Origin of the sequence: Ruegeria sp. SCP10 (genome assembly GCF_040329495.1) — a bacterium.
In the GTDB taxonomy this organism is placed as follows: domain Bacteria; phylum Pseudomonadota; class Alphaproteobacteria; order Rhodobacterales; family Rhodobacteraceae; genus Ruegeria.
The window spans coordinates 352,682-368,718 of record NZ_JBDZYF010000002.1 but is presented as its reverse complement, the minus strand read 5'-3'; the positions used below and the strand labels follow the sequence as shown (position 1 = coordinate 368,718).

Here is a 16,037-nt window from a genome sequence, read left to right as displayed (position 1 = left end):
AGGTCCCGATGACGCAGCCTATCCCGATGACAGAACTGTGGCGCGGTCCTTTGCTGGAAAGCTTGCATCTGGGCCACGCTGTCATCTGCGACGATACCGGCCAGATTGTGCAAAGCTGGGGGGACCCGAACGCAGTGATCTATCCGCGCTCTTCCGCCAAGATGATTCAAGCACTTCCCTTGGTCACCTCCGGGGCGGCGGCAAAATACGGGCTGAATTCCGAGCATCTGGCGCTGGCCTGCGCGTCACACAACGGGGCTGCCATTCACACGGATCGCGTGACCGCCTGGCTGGATCATCTGGGACTGTCAGAGCCCGATCTGCGCTGTGGCCCGCAGGAACCGGCGGATACAGCGGCACGCGACCGGCTGATATTGGCCGACGACACGCCCTGTCAGATTCATAACAATTGTTCAGGCAAACATTGCGGGTTTCTGACCCTGGCGCAGCATATGGGGGCAGGGCCTGAGTATCTGGAAATCGACCATCCGGTTCAGCAGGCCTGTCTGGCTGCAGTCGAAGAAACCACGAGCGAAACCAGCCCCGGTTCTGGGATTGATGGCTGCTCGGCGCCGAATTTCGCCACGTCTTTGGCTGGCCTTGCTCGTTCCATGGCCTGGTTTGCGTCAGCCGCCGACCGCTCGGACCGGTCCAGCGATGCCGCGCAGCAGCTGACGGCGGCCATGATCCGGCATCCGGATCTAGTCGCAGGCGAGACGCGTGCCTGCACCGAGCTGATGCGCGCCATGGATGGTCGCGCCGCGATCAAAACCGGGGCCGAGGCCGTGTTTGTGGCCATCATCCCCGAAAAACGCATGGGCGTTGCCCTGAAAATCACCGATGGCACAACCCGCGCCAGTGAATGCGCGATTGCGGCCATCCTTGTCAGTCTTGGCGTACTGGAGGCCGATCACCCGGCCACCCGCAAGTTCATGAACGCCACGCAATACAGCCGCCGAGGGCTGGAATGTGGCGTGATCCGGCCCGCGCCAGGGTTTCCCGGTTAAGCCAGTTACATTTCGATCTCGTGCACCTCGGCCACTTCGACCGAGCCTGAACCGTTGACAACCATCGGGCAGCCCCTGGCCATCTCGGTCGCGGCATCCATGCTATCGGCTTTGATGACCGTGAAGCCCGAAGCAGGATTGGCACCGCCATTATCGACGACACCGCTACTGCTGACGGTATAGGATTGTCCGACCGGGTTGCCGGGGATATCCAAAGCCTTACCCATGTCCTGAAACCATGCGCCCCAGGCGGCCATGGTCGCCTCAATCTCGGCGGGGTCGGTGGGGGTATGGCCCCCGTGATAGACAAACAAATATTGGGGCATATCGCTCCTCCCTGATGAAACCCTATTTGCACTGCGCTTCGAGTTTACGCAGCGACGATGTCCAGCCTTTGTTATGGTTTGCGACGGCCTCGGCATCGGCCAGTTCGCGGTGATCCAGAACCAGCCGTGATCCGGCACCAGAGGCGGTGACGGTAAGGGTCACATGGCTTTCGGCCCCGCGCTGATCCTGATCGTCATGCCAGCCCCAGGTGAACCCGACCGAGTTTGGCGGATCGACATGGGTGACATGGCCCGAGACCTTGTATTGCTGACCCTCGGCATTCTGCATCACCGAATACCAGGGCCCGGTGCGTGAGAAATCCAGATTATGCTCGGGCACATGCATGCCCTCGGGACCCCACCACTGCAACAGCTTCGCCCCGTCCGAGACCCACGCGAACAAAGTTTCAGAGTCAACGGGAAACTCCCGTTCGAGTTTCAGGTCGGCCATGAGGTTTCCCTTTCCAAAATGTCGCCCAAACGATCCAGGCTGTTTTCCCAGAATTGCCGCTTCGAGATCGTCCAATCCGCAATCGCCCGCAGACCTTCGGACCGCACCGAATACAGGCGCTGCGTACCCTGTACGCGTTGTTGGATCAGCCCGGCCTCGCGCAGAACTTTCAAATGGCGTGAGATTGCGGCCCCCGACATGCCTTTGCCGTCGATCAGATCACCGGCAGGCAATTCCCCATCGGCCATCAACTGCTCGACAATCGAGAACCGCGTGGCGTCGGATAAAGCGGAAAAGGCGGTCAGAAGCGTGTTCATGACCGCTATTTAACATAGCTGTTAAATAAAAGAAAGCTTAGTTCTAGGAAACAGCAAACTCTGCGCGTGAATAGCCCTGCAAATACAGCAGCGCCGTCAGATCCCCGTGATTGATCCGCACCTCGCACTCTGCCGCGACCGAGGGTTTGGCGTGTAGCGCCACACCCGTTCCGGCGCGATGCAACATGCCCAGATCATTCGCCCCGTCACCCACGGCAAGAACATCCGATTCCGCGATCCCCAATTGCGCAGTGATCCGCTCCAGCGATTCAACCTTGGCCTCGCGCCCCAGGATCGGGCGCTGAACCTCTCCTGTCAGTTTGCCATCCGCGGCCAGAAGCGTGTTGGCCCGATTCTCATCAAACCCGATCAACTCGGCCACACGCGCGGTAAAGGCCGTGAACCCGCCCGAGACCAGCGCGGCATATCCACCATTTTCACGCATGGTTGCCACCAGGGCGCGCCCACCGGGCATCAAGGTGATCCTTGTGTTCAACACCTGATCAATCACCGCCTCGTCCAGACCTTTCAACAGGCCAACTCGTTCGATCAGGGCCCCTTCGAAATCCAGTTCACCATTCATGGCCCGCGCAGTGATGTCTTTGACGCGCTCGCCGACACCCGCCTCATCGGCCAGTTCATCAATGCATTCTTGTTGGATCATCGTGCTGTCCATGTCAGCCAGCAACATCTTTTTGCGCCGCCCATCCACAGGCTGCACGACAAGATCCACGCCCATGGCCTGCAAGTCAGCCCAGACCTCCCATTGATTGCCAGGAGGGGTTGAAAGGTTGAATTCTGCCGCTTCATCAGGGCTGAGCCAGATGATCTCTTCGCCGGCCCACGCGTTTCGCAACGACTCGACCAGCGCAGTATCCAGCGCGGGCGCGGTGGGGTTGGTCAGCAAAGTGGCAACAAACATCTCAGGTCTCCGGCAAACTGTCTTGCGCATATCGCAGGTGCAGCATTTTCGCCAGCGTTGGATGGGCCTTCGCCCTGGAAATATCTGGGAATCGGGTCTTGTCCGCCTCAAATTTCCAAGTCAGGTTCAGGGCGCAGCGCACCAAAGGGAGTAGACAATGGGCAACCCGCTTTATGATCGTTTGTTCGGCATCCATGCGGGGAAAGAGACGCCTTTTTTATACCTGCCCGATGGCCACACCATCACACACGCCGCGTTCCTGAACATGGCCGCGCAAATCGCCAATGCGCTGACGGCGCTTGGGCTGAATCCAGGTGACAGGGTTGCGGTCCAGGTTGAAAAGTCACCTCAGATGCTGGCGCTCTATGCCGCCTGCGCGCAGGCCGGGCTGATCTTCCTGCCGCTGAATACAGCCTATAAAACGGCGGAGCTGACCTATTTCATCGAAAACAGCGGCGCCTCTCTAGTGATCTGCGATACAGCCAATGAGACCGAACTGACCCTTGTCGCACACGCTCAGAATGCCAAGGTGGAAACACTGAACGGTGATGGCAGCGGCAGTCTGATGCGAAACGCACAGACCATGCCAACCCATTTCGAGACAGTGAACCGGGTTGATGATGATCTGGCCGCGTTCCTTTACACCTCGGGCACCACGGGGCGGTCCAAAGGGGCCATGCTGACACAGGCGAACCTACTGTCCAATGCAGAAACGCTGGTGCGGGAATGGCGTTTCACACGCCAAGACGTGCTGCTGCACGCGCTGCCGATCTTCCACACGCACGGGCTGTTCGTGGCGACGAATGTGATCCTCGCCTCGGGCGGGTCGATGATCTTTCTGCCTAATTTTGATCTGGACGACATGCTGCGCCTGATGCCGCAGGCAACATCGATGATGGGGGTACCCACCTTCTATACTCGCCTGCTGGGCGACGCGCACTTTATCGGTGATCTGACCCGACATATGCGGCTGTTCATCTCGGGCTCGGCACCGTTGCTGGCGGAAACCCATGAGCAGTTCGAGGCCCTCACAGGCCATCGCATTCTGGAACGCTATGGCATGACCGAGACGAACATGAATACCTCGAACCCCTATGACGGCGAACGCCGCGCGGGGACGGTCGGGTTTCCCCTGCCGGATGTCGAGTTGAAAGTGACCGATCAGGACAGCGGCGAGACCCTTCCGCAGGGCGAGATCGGCATGATCGAGGTGCGCGGCCCGAACGTGTTCAGCGGCTACTGGCAGATGCCTGAAAAAACCGCCGCCGAACTGCGCGAGGACGGGTTCTTCATCACCGGCGATCTGGGTCGGGTGGATAAGGATGGCTATGTTCACATTGTCGGACGCGGCAAGGACCTGATCATCTCGGGCGGGTTCAACATCTACCCCAAGGAAATCGAGCTGTTGCTGGACGACCAGCCCGGCGTGTTGGAAAGCGCCGTGATCGGCGTACCGCACCCGGATTTCGGCGAGACGGTTCTGGGGATCATCGTGCCCTTGCCGGGTCAGACCCCGGATCTTGATACGATCATGGCCTCGGTTCAAAACGACCTCGCCCGGTTCAAACACCCGCGCGAGTTGATCCTGATGGACGCCCTGCCGCGCAATACGATGGGCAAGGTGCAGAAAAACGCGCTGCGCGAGCAATTCAGGGATCGGTTCGTCAAAGGCTAGGGGTCAGCGGCACACGACCATTTTCGGTCAGCAACCAGCAGTCGCGACCTTCAAACACCGCAGGAACCAACGGTCGGCCCATCCCGGCTCCACCATCCAGATTGATCCGGTTTCCATGATGCTCGGCCCGTTGGGCAGGCGTGTGCCCGTGCACGATCAGACAGGGATGCGGGCGCGGATCGTCCAGAAACTCGCCCCGTATCCAAACCAGATCCTCTTCGGTTTGGTCCGTCAAGGGGACACCCGGACGAATGCCTGCATGGGCAAAGAACACCTCGCCTTCCTGATGATGTGTCACAAGGCTGTTCAGAAAGTCGATATGAGCCTGCGGAACAGCATCTCGCACCCGCTCAAGAAGCCGATAGATACGATCATCGCCCGAGAATTCCACACCGTAAGACGCCAAGGTCTCAGCCCCGCCGAGACGGTGATGCAGCCAGTGTTCTCCGACCCGCAGCTTGGCCTCGGCCGTGGAGCCATCATTCAGGAAACGGGCAAACATCCGGTCATGATTGCCCAGCAGAAAGACCCAATCTCGCGCGGCGCGGTGTTCCGCGGCCAGAAGATCCAGAACCGCGCGACTGTCCGGACCGCGATCCACATAATCGCCCAGGAACACCACACGGGCGTCCGGTCCGCCGTCGCGCTCGATCCGGTCAAGCGCCTGTTGCAGCATCTCAAGCTGGCCGTGAATATCGCCAATTGCGTAAACAGGGGATGGCATCGAACGCCCTCCATCAAACTGAATGTCTGGCTTGTCGCGCAAATCTTTGGGCAGGAAAAGAAAATACCCGCGCCTCGTGGGGCGCGGGTATGGATTGTCTCAGAAATTCAACACCGGTCAGGCGACATCGAACTCCAGCGGCTTTATCTGGGTGAACAGACCCGTCTCGGCCAGCTTGGCGCGTGCTTCGGCCGGGACCGGCTCGTCCACATAGAGAAGCGCGATGGCCTCCCCACCCGCCTCGGACCGGCCGAGGGTAAAGTTCGCGATATTCACGTCGTTCTCGCCCATGGTCTGGCCCAGCGCACCGATGATGCCCGGCACGTCTTCGTTGGTGGTGTAAAGCATATGCGCGCCCACCTCGGCATCGATATTGATACCCTTGATCTGAATGAACCGTGGCTTGCCGTCGCTGAATACGGTCCCACCAATCGAGCGTTCGCGCTTTTCCGTCACCACGGTCACTTTGATGTAACCCTCAAACGCACCGGATTTGTCCTGATTGGTGGTCGAAATCTGGATACCCCGCTCGCGGGCCACGACTGGGGCCGAGACCATGTTCACCTCGGGGTTGAACTTCTTCATGATCCCCGCCACGACCGAGCAGTTCAGCGCGGCCAGGTTCATCTCGGCGGCGACACCGTCGTAAAGGATGTTAATCGCCTTGATCGGCTCATCCGTCATCTGGCCAATGAAGCTCCCCAAGTGACCGGCCAGTTTGATCCATGGGCCCATGACCTTGGCCTCTTCCGCCGTCACACTGGGCATGTTCAGTGCGTTTTCCACAGCACCGGTCAGCAAGTAATTCGAGATCTGCTCGGCCACTTGCAGTGCCACGTTTTCTTGCGCCTCGGTCGTTGCCGCGCCAAGGTGAGGCGTGCAGACCACGTTGGGCAGGTTGAAAAGGGCGTTTTCCTTGGCCGGTTCCTCGCTGAACACGTCAAAGGCCGCCCCTGCAACATGACCGGATTGCAGCGCCTCAGCCAAGGCTTCTTCGTCGACCAGACCACCACGGGCACAGTTGATGATCCGTACACCCTTCTTGGTTTTGGCGAGGTTTTCCCGGCTCAGGATATTGCGGGTCTGATCGGTCAGCGGAACATGCAGAGTGATAAAGTCAGCGCGGGCCAGCAGCTCATCCAGCTCGACCTTTTCAACACCCATCTGGGCGGCTTTCTCTTCGCCCAGATAGGGGTCATAGGCGACAACCTTCATCTTCAGGCCAAGCGCGCGTTCGCAAACGATACCGCCGATATTGCCCGCCCCGATCACGCCGAGGGTCTTGTTGGTCAGCTCGATCCCCATGAACTTGGACTTTTCCCATTTACCCGCATGGGTCGAGGTGCTGGCCTCGGGGATTTGCCGCGCGACGGCAAACATCATCGCAATTGCATGCTCGGCGGTTGTGATCATGTTGCCGAAGGGCGTGTTCATCACGATTACGCCCTTTTTCGAGGCCGCATCCTTGTCGATATTATCGGTGCCGATCCCGGCGCGGCCGATGACTTTCAGCTTGTCGGCCTTCTCTAAAATGGTCGGTGTAACCTTGGTGGCCGAACGAATGGCAAGACCGTCATACTGGCCGATCACCTCGGCCAGTTTGTCTTTGTCCTTGCCCAGATCGGGCATGAAATCCACGTCGATTCCACGATCGCGGAAAATTTGCACGGCGGTTTCGCTGAGCTTGTCAGATACGAGTACTTTGGGGGCCATTTTCTCTGGTCCTTGAATTGTATGGAAGGTCCGGGCCTTGGACGGCCCGGTGAAAAGTCAGGCAGCCTCAGACTGCGATGCGATCTCGGCTTCAAAGGCCCATGCCAGCCATGGCAGCATCGCCTCGATATCCGAGGTCTCGACCGTACCGCCGCACCAGATGCGCAGGCCCGCAGGCGCGTCGCGATAGGCACCGATGTCCAAGGCGATATTCTCGACCTCAAGCCGTTTGGCCACGGCTTTCGCGAAGGCTGCACCGTCCTGAATGCGCCCATCTGTGAATTTCAGGCAGACCGAGGTGTTCGACTGCGTTGCCGCATCTTCGGCCAGATTGGCGATCCAATCGTTCTTGTCGCAGAAGGCGTGAACCGCACCGGCATTGGCATCGGCACGGGCGATCAACCCCTGCAACCCGCCGACCGAGCGTGCCCAATCCAGCGCAAACAGGTAATCTTCAACCGCGAGCATCGACGGCGTGTTGATCGTCGCCCCGGTAAAGATACCATCGATCAACTTGCCACCCTTGGTCAGGCGGAAAATCTTCGGCAGCGGCCATGCGGGCGTGTAGCTCTCCAGCCGCTGCACTGCGCGCGGGCTCAGGATCAGCATTCCATGAGCCGCTTCGCCGCCCAGCACTTTCTGCCAGCTGAAGGTGGTCACATCCAGTTTGTCCCAGGGCAAGTCCATCGCAAAGGCCGCCGAGGTCGCATCGCAGATCGTCAAGCCCTGACGGTCATCGGCGATCCAATCGCCATTCGGCACCCGCACGCCCGAAGTCGTACCGTTCCACGTAAACACCACGTCATTGGAGAAATCGACCGAAGCAAGATCAACGATCTGCCCGTAATCTGCGGTCTTCACCTCAGCGTCGATCTTCAGTTGCTTGACCACGTCGGTGACCCAACCAGACCCAAAGCTCTCCCAAGCCAGCATCTCGACCTTGCGCTCACCCAGCAATGACCAAAGCGCCATCTCAACCGCGCCGGTGTCCGAGGCGGGAACGATGCCGATCTTGTAGTCCGCCGGAATGCCCAGCACCTCGCGCGTGCCTTCAATGGCCGCCTTCAGCTTGTCCTTGCCAACAGCCGCGCGATGCGAACGACCCAAGGCAGCGTCGGCCAGTTTGGACAGCTCAAATGTAGGGGGTTTGGCACAAGGGCCCGAGGAAAAACGCGGATTCGCCGGCCGCGTCGCCGGTTGTTCAATGCTCATCTGTATTACCCTTCCAGATACACGCCCCTCGTTGGGGAGGGGTGTCCCACGGGCAGAGCTATTGCCTCAAAAACCTCTCAGCAAGCAGAAAAGACCTTTCCGATGTCAAAAACGACACTGGAAATCGCGTTTATCGGGAACACAGGTTTCCTATCGGCATCACGGGTCAAAACGAACTGTCTCTCCAGTGGTCAGCGCCTGCTGCGCCGCCAACCCCATCCGAACTGCCCAGAGCCCATCTTGAAGCGAGACATCCGGGGCAGCACGTTGACCCCGTACAAGTTCCAAAAATCCCTGATGCTGATAGAAGGTCGAGCCATTGTGGTCCCCAGCCGCCAGCAACTTGGGGTCAACCGGGATGTCTTTTGACACAGGTCCTTTAGGATCACGCGGGCTGACAATCAGCTGTGGCACCGGCGGCTTGCCCAAATGATCGGGCCAGAACCGACCTGGACCGGGCACCAACGCCTCGATCTTGGCCCTAGAGCCGACGGCAGAGACCTCTTCCTGATATCGCGATCCTTCGGCGAACATGCAAAGTTCCAACATCGCCCGCGCCCCGTTGGCGAAATCGACCAGCACATAGCCGTGATCCAGAATGTCCGGCGTCTCGCCACCATAGTTTTCATCCAAGTGGTTTATTGCCTGCCCGCCACTGGCGGTGATCCGCACCGGGTCGGAATGCAGGATCAAACGCATCAGGTCGAAGAAGTGGCAGCATTTCTCAACAAAGGTCCCGCCGGAGTTACGGTTGAACCGGTTCCAGTCGCCAACCTTGCTCAGAAACGGAAAGCGATGTTCACGGATCGACAGCATCTGTACGCCGCCCGTCACACCCGCCTGATCAATCAAGGCGGCGATCGGCGGCATATAACGATACTCCATCGCCACCCAGATCGGATAGGGATAGTCCCGCTGCACCTGCTCAAGCCGCGCGGCATCCGCCGGATCGGTGAACAGGGGCTTTTCCACCAGCAACGGCAATGGGCGCGTATTTGCAATCTCACAGATTTGATCCACATGTAGATGGTTCGGGCTGGCGATGACGATGCAATCCAGATTCTCGACCGACAGAAATTCCTGCACCGACCCGACGATCGCGGCCTCTGGCGCAATGGCCTGCGCGGTCGCTGCCATGTCCGGATCGGGTTCATAGATCGCCGCAACGCACGTTCCCTCCAGCAAAGCGATATTGTGCAGGTGCTCCTGCCCCATCATGCCGCATCCGATCAGCCCGTAGTGGATGGTCCGGGTCATGCGTTTTCCTTTTACTTCAGACGTTGGACATAGGTGGCCCGATCCGGATCGAACCATGTTTTTGAAAACTCGACGGGTTCGGCCTTTTCCGACCAGCTGAACCGCTCGATATACCCCACCGTTTCCCCGGCAGGTTTGGTAAAAGTCTCAGGCGTCCAGCCGGGCAGTTTCCCGACCGAGACCCTGTCTTCCGCCCGCGTGATCCAGAACCCAAGCTGGTGCTGATAATAGCGATAGAGCGAGTCGGAAAGCAGGTTGCGATCGATCCGACCGGCTGATTCGTCCAGCCAGATCTCCTCAACCGCGATGATTGTGTCATTCAGATAGCGCATCCGCCGCACGCGTGAGCCTCGGCCTGATGCCCCGAATTCAGGCAGATCGGCGGGCTTGTCGACCTGATCCACAGACAGGATATCCGCGCGCGGCAGGCCACCACCTTCGGGCAGCTCCAGCCGGAACATCGCGTAGACGCTGTTTTGCGTTCCGGTCTCGCGCACATAGTTGCCCGAGCCCTGTATCCGCTCCAGCATCCCTTTTTTCTCAAGCTCGGCGAGCGATTTTCGCAACGTCCCGACCGAAACCTTGAGCTCGGCCGCCATGTCCCGTTCCGGCGGCAGACGCTCGCCATCAATCATGCGACCTGCCGCGATTTCGCGGATCAGCAGCTCTGCGATCTGAACATAGATCGGCAAGGCATTGGGGTTTCGGTTGTTCGTGGTCACTTGCGCGCGCTTCACTGGGTCGCAGGAAAAATTGATACACTATTGATCTACATCAATGTGCTTGCTACGCAAGAGGAAAGTCAAAGATGCACGGAGTTTGAATCATATGACCATCGTCCCCATCACATCCCCCGATCTGGATGCGGCCGAGGTTTCGTGGTTTGCAGCACTTTGCTCGGATGACTACCAGTTTCTTGGCGTACCTGACGGCAATCTACGGTCCAGCTGGGATCATTGTTCCGGCATCGTCAAAGAGGCCGAAGCGCAGGGATTCCGCAATATCCTGTGCCCGTCGTCTTATCAGGTAGGCCAGGACACGCTGAGTTTCGTCGCGGGATGCGCCCCGATCACCGAGCGGATCAACCTGCTGGCCGCTGTGCGCTGTGGCGAGATGCAGCCGATCATGCTGGCACGCACCATTGCGACGCTGGACCACATGTTGCAAGGGCGGCTGACTGTCAACATCATCTCTTCTGACTTCCCGGGCGAGAAAGCAGACAGCGCGTTCCGCTACCAGCGCTCGCGCGAGGTGGTTGAGATTTTGAAACAGGCCTGGACGCAGGATGAGATCAATCATGCGGGTGAGGTCTATAACTTCTCAGGCCTGACCACTGACCCGGCAAAACCGTACCAGACCGGCGGGCCGTTGCTGTATTTCGGTGGTTATTCTCCCTCTGCGTTGGATCTGTGCGGTGAGCATTGCGATGTCTACCTGATGTGGCCCGAAACCAAGGACCAGCTGGCCGAGCGTATGAAGGCCGTTCACGCAGTTGCCGAGAACTACAACCGCACGCTGGATTACGGCCTGCGCGTCCACATGATCGTCCGCGATACCGAGGCCGAGGCGCAGGAATATGCGGATTACATCGTTTCGAAACTTGATGATGAATATGGCCGCGCGATCCGCGAACGGGCGCTGGATTCCACCTCGCTGGGTGTAGCGCATCAGGCCAAGAACCGCGATCTGGCGGATGAATACGGCTATGTCGAACCGGGTCTCTGGACGGGCGTGGGCCGGGCACGTTCCGGCTGTGGCGCGGCTTTGGTGGGCTCGACCGATCAGGTCATGACCAAGATCGAAGAATACCAGAAGATGGGTATCCGCGCCTTCATCTTCTCGGGCTATCCGCACATGGACGAGGCCAAGCATTTTGGTGCCCGCGTGATGCCCAACCTGAAAACCTGCTCTCTGCCCGAAGCCTACGGGCGGGTCCCTGCAAACACCCCGGCGACGGCGCTGGGCAATGGAGTTCGTCGCTGATGCAACGTGTGAAACTATCCGACACGCTGGAAATGAGCCGTCTTGTCTATGGCATGTGGCGGCTGGGCGATGACAGCGACACGTCCGTGGGCCATGTCGAGGCCAAGATACAGGCTTGTCTGGATCAGGGCATTACGAGTTTCGATCAGGCCGATATCTATGGCGGCTACGCCGCTGAGGCTGTTCTGGGCAATGCCTTGCGTGCCAATCCCAGCCTGCGCCAGAAGATGGAGATCGTCACCAAATGTGACATCGTCGCGCCGATGGGCCGGTATTCGGACGCCAAGGTCAAATACTACGACACCTCGCGCGACCATATCCTGAAGTCCGTCGATACGTCTCTGTCGGAGATGGCGATTGACCATATCGACCTGCTGCTGATCCACCGCCCCGACCCGTTCATGGACCACCATGAGACCGGTGCCGCACTGGATGAAGTTGTCGCCAGCGGCAAGGTCGGCGCGGTCGGCGTGTCGAACTTCCGCCCATGGGACTGGTCGCTGCTGCAATCGGCGATGAAAACGCAACTGGTCACCAACCAGATTGAAATCTCTCTGGGCGAGATCAGCCCATTCACCAATGGCGATCTGGCATTTCACCAACAGCATGGGCAACCGATCATGGCATGGTCGCCTCTGGGCGGCGGCCTTCTGATGGCCGGGAACCCGCCCGTGGGCGTCGTTGCCGATGAGATCGCAGCCGAGTTTGGAGTGGATCGTGCCGCCGTCGCGGTGGCGTTCCTGTTGGCCCACCCCGCAAACATCCTGCCGGTTATGGGCACAAATAACCTGAACCGCATCAAAACCATCTCGGACGCTCTGAAGGTCAAGTTGGATCGCGAAAGCTGGTATCGTCTCTATGAGGCGGCACTTGGGCATGAGGTACCATGATGAATGCAATCTCAAAGGACATGACCCACACCTTCGTTCCGCACAAGGACGACACCCGCACCCTGCGCGATGCGTTTGGGCGGTTTGCCACAGGCGTCACCATCGTGACCTGCGACAGCACTGATGGCCCGGTTTGCATCACCGCCAATAGCTTTTCGTCGCTCTCGCTGGACCCGCCCCTGATCATGTGGGCCGGAGACCGCAACTCGCGCCGTTTTCCTTATTTTCACAAAGCCCGCCATTTCACCGTGCATGTGTTATCGTCCGAACAAGCCGAGCTGTGCTTTGGGTGTTCCAAAGATGCCCATGCGCTGCGCGAGATTGAACATGAGCGCTGCGAGAACGGCACGCCTTTGCTGTCGGATTGTCTGGCGCGGTTCGAATGTGAACAACATGCCTATCACGATGCGGGCGATCACGTGATCGTGGTGGGTAAAGTCCTAAGGGCCAGCATGGCGGATGGAGACGCGCTGACCTTTTACGCCGGGAAACTCGGCCAATTCGCGCATCAATAAGCGTGGTTGAACCGCTGCGGGGAAAACCTGCGGCCGAAATGGGAGGATCCGCATGGGCGGACTGGCATCGGCGTTAGCGCCGATTGCATTCGTGAACGAAACCGTGCTGCGACTGGGCCGCGCGGTTGGCGTCGTTGCGATTGCATTGATGGTGATTGCAATCCTGATCCAGGTGTTCTTTCGATACGTTCTTGGCAATGCTCTGCCCTGGCCGGATGAGGCCGCGCGATTCTGTATGTTGTGGATGACCGGCCTGATGGCCCCCACCGCCTTTCGGCGCGGTGGCTTTGTGGCCATCGACATGGTGCCATTGATGCTGCCGCGCATTGTCGGGCAGGTACTGACCCTGTTCCTGCTGGTGGTCTCACTGGCGGTGTTGCTGGTCGCTGTTAACATTGGATGGTCCGAGGTCACCGGATTTGGCGGTAAATTCGCCACTGCTGCTTTGTACCTGCCCACCTCCTTCGGGTTCGACGAATGGTATCGCATCCCACGCAGCTGGATGATGGCCTCACTGCTGGTGGGGGTCATCCTGCTGATTTCTGTGAATATCGAGCTGGTCCTGCGTTCTGTCGTGACCCTAATGGGTGGCGGACATCTGTTGCCTGAAATTCCTGATGCACCTGCGGGGGCCGAATAGATGCTGATCTGGTTCCTGCCCACCTTCCTGGTTTTCCTCATCATCGGCCTGCCGGTCTTCTTCGCCTTGCTGGCCGCACCTGGCATCCTGCTTTGGCTAAACGGCCAGACGAACGACATCACGCTGCTGTATCGCAATGTCTACAATGGCATGGACAGCTTTCCGCTGATGGCGATCCCGTTCTTCATGCTGGCCGGAGAGTTGATGAACCGCGGCGGTATTACCATCCGCTTGGTCGAGTTCAGCCAAGCCCTGATGGGCCACCTGCGCGGTGGTCTGGCGCATGTGAATGTCCTCAGTTCGATCCTGTTCGCGGGCCTCTCGGGATCGGCGGTGGCTGATACCTCGGCCCTTGGGTCAATGCTGATCCCGGCAATGGAAAAACAGGGCTACACCCGCAAATTCGCCGCAGCAATCACAGCGGCGAGTTCTGTGATCGGCCCGATCATCCCGCCCTCGGGCATCATGATCATCTATGCCTATGTCATGGGTGAAAGCGTCGCGGCACTGTTCCTGGCCGGTATTGTGCCGGGCGTGATGGTCGGCGTCGGCCTGATGCTGATGATCAAATTCATGGCCGACAAGTATGACTTCCCCGTCGCCAGCCGCAAATACACCTGGGGTGAACGGCGTCAGGCCAGCCTCAAAGCGTTTTTCCCGCTGCTGACTCCGGTGATCATTCTGGGCGGAATTCTGGGCGGTATCTTCACCCCGACCGAGGCCGCCGCCGTGGCTGTAGGATATGCCTTCATCATCGGCTTTTTTGTCCTGCGCACGCTGACGTTGAAAGAGGTGCCCGAGATCCTCAGCAATGCAGGCCTGACCTCGGCCGTGGTTCTACTGCTGGTCGGGGCCGCGATGGCGTTCAAAACCGTTGTCAGCCTCAGCCACGCGCCGGAACAATTGGCCTCGCTGATCCTCAGCCTGTCAGAAAACCCCTTGATCCTGCTGTTCCTGATCAACCTGCTTCTGTTTGTCGTCGGCATGTTCTTGGATGCGGGCCCGGCGATCATCATCCTTGGTCCGATCCTTGGCCCCATCTTCACCAGTCTCGGCGTTGATCCGATCCATTTCGCGATCATCATGAGCGTCAATCTGACCGTTGGTCTGGCCACGCCGCCCATGGGGCTGGTGTTGTTCGTGGCCGCTGCCGTATCGCGCGAGAAGGTCGAGACCATCGCCAAGGCCATTCTGCCGTTCCTGGCTGTTGAAATCATCGTGATCTTTCTGATCACCTATATCCCCGCAATATCCATGACGATCCCGAGGATAACGGGATTTGCAAACTAACTGAGACCCATAGGGAGGAAACGCATGCTCAGAAACTTCATCAAAACCGCAGCGGTTGCCACGTCACTAGTGGCGGCATCCGCCATTGCGGCGACCGCAGCCGATTACACGCTGCGCGCCACCGCGAACTCGAATGAAAACGATGAGGACTATGACGGTCTGGTCGTCTTCAAAAACTATGTCGAGGCCGCGTCAAACGGCGCCATCGAGGTGGAACTGTTCATCGGCACGCAGCTGTGTTCGAACGGTGCGGAATGCCTGCAAGGTGTGGCTGACGGCACCATTGATATCTATATCTCAACTTCGGGCGGCGCGTCCGGCATCTTTCCTTACGTGCAGGTTCTGGACCTGCCCTATTTGATGGCCGATGACCGCATTGCGGAACATGTCCTGTCCGGCGACTTCACTCGCACCATGCGTGACATGGCACTTGAAGATTCCGGCGGCGCGATCCGTCTGATGACCATCGGCAACACCGGCGGCTGGCGCAACTTTGCCAACACGCAGCGTCGCATTGCCGAGCCTGCCGATATGGACGGTTTGAAGATCCGCACCGTGGTTGCCGACCTGCCGCAGGAACTGGTCAAGGCGCTGGGTGCATCGCCCACCCCGATCCCGTGGCCTGAACTGTTCACCAGTTTCCAGACTGGCGTTGTTGAGGGTTCCAAAAATGGCATCACAGACATCATGGGCATGAAATTCCCGGATGCGGGCCTGCAATATGTCACGCTGGACGGCCACGCCTATATGGGCGCGCTATGGTGGATGAACAACGCCAAGTTCCAGGAGATGCCCGAGGACATGCGCCGCGTAGTCGTCGACGGTTTCTATGCGCTACAACAGGCCACTTTTGCCTCGCCCAAGCGCAAGTCGATTCAGGCCTATGAAGACTTCGTCGCCGGTGGCGGTGACCTCTATGTTCTGACACCCGATCAGAAGGCCGCGTTCAAAGAAGCCGCTACTCCGGTTTATGACTGGTTCCAGTCCAACGTTGCCCGCGGTGATGAGATCTTTGTTGCGCTGACCGATGCAGTTGCAGCGGCTGAGGCCGATGTCAACGCATCGCGCGATGCGGACCTGAACTAAGCTAACGGGTCGGGCCCCTAAGGCCCGGC

17 protein-coding genes are annotated in these 16,037 nt (G+C 59.0%); 8 read left to right on the top strand and 9 right to left on the bottom strand.

Features of this window, described 5'->3' with window-relative positions; all coding sequences use genetic code 11:
• The first annotated feature begins 8 nt into the window (after positions 1–8).
• On the top strand, positions 9–1,007 hold the full coding sequence (locus ABLN87_RS08170; RefSeq protein ID WP_353008902.1) for an asparaginase: 999 nt from the start codon (positions 9–11) through the stop codon (positions 1,005–1,007).
• 5 nt (positions 1,008–1,012) lie between these two features.
• On the opposite strand, the gene ABLN87_RS08165 is transcribed toward ABLN87_RS08170, so the two are convergent.
• From ABLN87_RS08165 to serB, 4 genes are read right to left on the bottom strand one after another with little or no spacing between them, the layout of a single operon-like run.
• Positions 1,013–1,333, bottom strand: coding sequence for a YciI family protein (locus ABLN87_RS08165; RefSeq protein ID WP_353008900.1), 321 nt, complete (start codon positions 1,331–1,333; stop codon positions 1,013–1,015).
• A gap of 22 nt (positions 1,334–1,355) precedes the next feature.
• On the bottom strand, positions 1,356–1,784 hold the full coding sequence (locus tag ABLN87_RS08160; RefSeq protein WP_353008897.1) for an SRPBCC family protein: 429 nt from the start codon (positions 1,782–1,784) through the stop codon (positions 1,356–1,358).
• On the bottom strand, positions 1,772–2,101 hold the full coding sequence (locus ABLN87_RS08155; protein WP_170533604.1) for an ArsR/SmtB family transcription factor: 330 nt from the start codon (positions 2,099–2,101) through the stop codon (positions 1,772–1,774). Before ABLN87_RS08155 ends, ABLN87_RS08160 begins: the two co-directional genes overlap by 13 nt.
• Positions 2,102–2,144: 43 nt before the next feature.
• A complete protein-coding gene (gene serB / locus ABLN87_RS08150; RefSeq protein WP_353008894.1) occupies positions 2,145–3,023 on the bottom strand; it encodes a phosphoserine phosphatase SerB in 879 nt (292 codons plus the stop codon).
• Positions 3,024–3,180: 157 nt separating this feature from the next.
• On the opposite strand from serB, the gene ABLN87_RS08145 reads away from it, so the two are divergent.
• Complete coding sequence (locus tag ABLN87_RS08145; protein ID WP_353008892.1) at positions 3,181–4,698, top strand: malonate--CoA ligase; 1,518 nt, start codon at positions 3,181–3,183, stop codon at positions 4,696–4,698.
• Here ABLN87_RS08145 and ABLN87_RS08140 read toward each other — a convergent pair.
• From ABLN87_RS08140 to ABLN87_RS08120, 5 genes are all read right to left on the bottom strand, one after another.
• The gene (locus ABLN87_RS08140; RefSeq protein ID WP_353008890.1) at positions 4,688–5,422 is read right to left on the bottom strand and encodes a metallophosphoesterase family protein; all 735 of its coding nucleotides are present in this window, start codon (positions 5,420–5,422) and stop codon (positions 4,688–4,690) included. The genes ABLN87_RS08145 and ABLN87_RS08140 overlap by 11 nt on opposite strands.
• Positions 5,423–5,539: 117 nt before the next feature.
• Positions 5,540–7,135, bottom strand: coding sequence for a phosphoglycerate dehydrogenase (serA, locus tag ABLN87_RS08135; RefSeq protein WP_353008889.1), 1,596 nt, complete (start codon positions 7,133–7,135; stop codon positions 5,540–5,542).
• A gap of 57 nt (positions 7,136–7,192) precedes the next feature.
• Entirely contained in the window at positions 7,193–8,347 is a 1,155-nt protein-coding gene (locus ABLN87_RS08130) for a phosphoserine transaminase (RefSeq protein ID WP_353008886.1), read from the bottom strand.
• A 159-nt stretch (positions 8,348–8,506) separates the two neighbouring features.
• Positions 8,507–9,604, bottom strand: a complete 1,098-nt coding sequence (locus ABLN87_RS08125; RefSeq protein WP_353008884.1) for a Gfo/Idh/MocA family protein — start codon at positions 9,602–9,604, stop codon at positions 8,507–8,509.
• A gap of 11 nt (positions 9,605–9,615) precedes the next feature.
• Positions 9,616–10,326, bottom strand: a complete 711-nt coding sequence (locus ABLN87_RS08120) for a GntR family transcriptional regulator (protein ID WP_353008882.1) — start codon at positions 10,324–10,326, stop codon at positions 9,616–9,618.
• A gap of 106 nt (positions 10,327–10,432) precedes the next feature.
• Between ABLN87_RS08120 and ABLN87_RS08115 the strand changes: the two genes are divergently transcribed.
• The 6 genes from ABLN87_RS08115 to dctP are packed head-to-tail and all read left to right on the top strand — an operon-like array spanning position 10,433 to position 16,008.
• Entirely contained in the window at positions 10,433–11,587 is a 1,155-nt protein-coding gene (locus tag ABLN87_RS08115) for an LLM class flavin-dependent oxidoreductase (RefSeq protein WP_353008881.1), read from the top strand.
• On the top strand, positions 11,587–12,477 hold the full coding sequence (locus tag ABLN87_RS08110; RefSeq protein ID WP_353008879.1) for an aldo/keto reductase: 891 nt from the start codon (positions 11,587–11,589) through the stop codon (positions 12,475–12,477). Before ABLN87_RS08115 ends, ABLN87_RS08110 begins: the two co-directional genes overlap by 1 nt.
• Complete coding sequence (locus tag ABLN87_RS08105; protein ID WP_353008876.1) at positions 12,477–12,992, top strand: flavin reductase family protein; 516 nt, start codon at positions 12,477–12,479, stop codon at positions 12,990–12,992. The genes ABLN87_RS08110 and ABLN87_RS08105 overlap by 1 nt, the downstream gene beginning before the upstream one ends.
• A gap of 52 nt (positions 12,993–13,044) precedes the next feature.
• Positions 13,045–13,632 carry a TRAP transporter small permease gene (locus tag ABLN87_RS08100; protein WP_353008874.1) on the top strand — a complete coding sequence of 196 codons (588 nt, stop codon included), beginning with the start codon at positions 13,045–13,047 and terminating at the stop codon, positions 13,630–13,632.
• Positions 13,633–14,922: a TRAP transporter large permease gene (locus ABLN87_RS08095; protein WP_170533636.1), complete on the top strand. Its 1,290-nt coding sequence runs from the start codon at positions 13,633–13,635 to the stop codon at positions 14,920–14,922.
• A gap of 24 nt (positions 14,923–14,946) precedes the next feature.
• On the top strand, positions 14,947–16,008 hold the full coding sequence (gene dctP, locus ABLN87_RS08090) for a TRAP transporter substrate-binding protein DctP (RefSeq protein WP_170533639.1): 1,062 nt from the start codon (positions 14,947–14,949) through the stop codon (positions 16,006–16,008).
• Positions 16,009–16,037: the final 29 nt, after the last annotated feature.

Excerpts from the sequence above, each read along its gene's own strand:
- ABLN87_RS08115 (WP_353008881.1), top strand. The coding sequence starts at position 10,433 with ATGACCATCGTCCCCATCACATCCCCCGATCTGGATGCGGCCGAGGTT.
- ABLN87_RS08125 (WP_353008884.1), bottom strand. The coding sequence starts at position 9,604 with ATGACCCGGACCATCCACTACGGGCTGATCGGATGCGGCATGATGGGG.
- ABLN87_RS08110 (WP_353008879.1), top strand. The coding sequence starts at position 11,587 with ATGCAACGTGTGAAACTATCCGACACGCTGGAAATGAGCCGTCTTGTC.
- ABLN87_RS08170 (WP_353008902.1), top strand. The coding sequence starts at position 9 with ATGACGCAGCCTATCCCGATGACAGAACTGTGGCGCGGTCCTTTGCTG.
- ABLN87_RS08100 (WP_353008874.1), top strand. The coding sequence starts at position 13,045 with ATGGGCGGACTGGCATCGGCGTTAGCGCCGATTGCATTCGTGAACGAA.
- ABLN87_RS08140 (WP_353008890.1), bottom strand. The coding sequence starts at position 5,422 with ATGCCATCCCCTGTTTACGCAATTGGCGATATTCACGGCCAGCTTGAG.
- ABLN87_RS08130 (WP_353008886.1), bottom strand. The coding sequence starts at position 8,347 with ATGAGCATTGAACAACCGGCGACGCGGCCGGCGAATCCGCGTTTTTCC.
- serB (WP_353008894.1), bottom strand. The coding sequence starts at position 3,023 with ATGTTTGTTGCCACTTTGCTGACCAACCCCACCGCGCCCGCGCTGGAT.
- ABLN87_RS08145 (WP_353008892.1), top strand. The coding sequence starts at position 3,181 with ATGGGCAACCCGCTTTATGATCGTTTGTTCGGCATCCATGCGGGGAAA.
- dctP (WP_170533639.1), top strand. The coding sequence starts at position 14,947 with ATGCTCAGAAACTTCATCAAAACCGCAGCGGTTGCCACGTCACTAGTG.
- ABLN87_RS08165 (WP_353008900.1), bottom strand. The coding sequence starts at position 1,333 with ATGCCCCAATATTTGTTTGTCTATCACGGGGGCCATACCCCCACCGAC.
- serA (WP_353008889.1), bottom strand. The coding sequence starts at position 7,135 with ATGGCCCCCAAAGTACTCGTATCTGACAAGCTCAGCGAAACCGCCGTG.
- ABLN87_RS08155 (WP_170533604.1), bottom strand. The coding sequence starts at position 2,101 with ATGAACACGCTTCTGACCGCCTTTTCCGCTTTATCCGACGCCACGCGG.
- ABLN87_RS08095 (WP_170533636.1), top strand. The coding sequence starts at position 13,633 with ATGCTGATCTGGTTCCTGCCCACCTTCCTGGTTTTCCTCATCATCGGC.
- ABLN87_RS08105 (WP_353008876.1), top strand. The coding sequence starts at position 12,477 with ATGAATGCAATCTCAAAGGACATGACCCACACCTTCGTTCCGCACAAG.
- ABLN87_RS08160 (WP_353008897.1), bottom strand. The coding sequence starts at position 1,784 with ATGGCCGACCTGAAACTCGAACGGGAGTTTCCCGTTGACTCTGAAACT.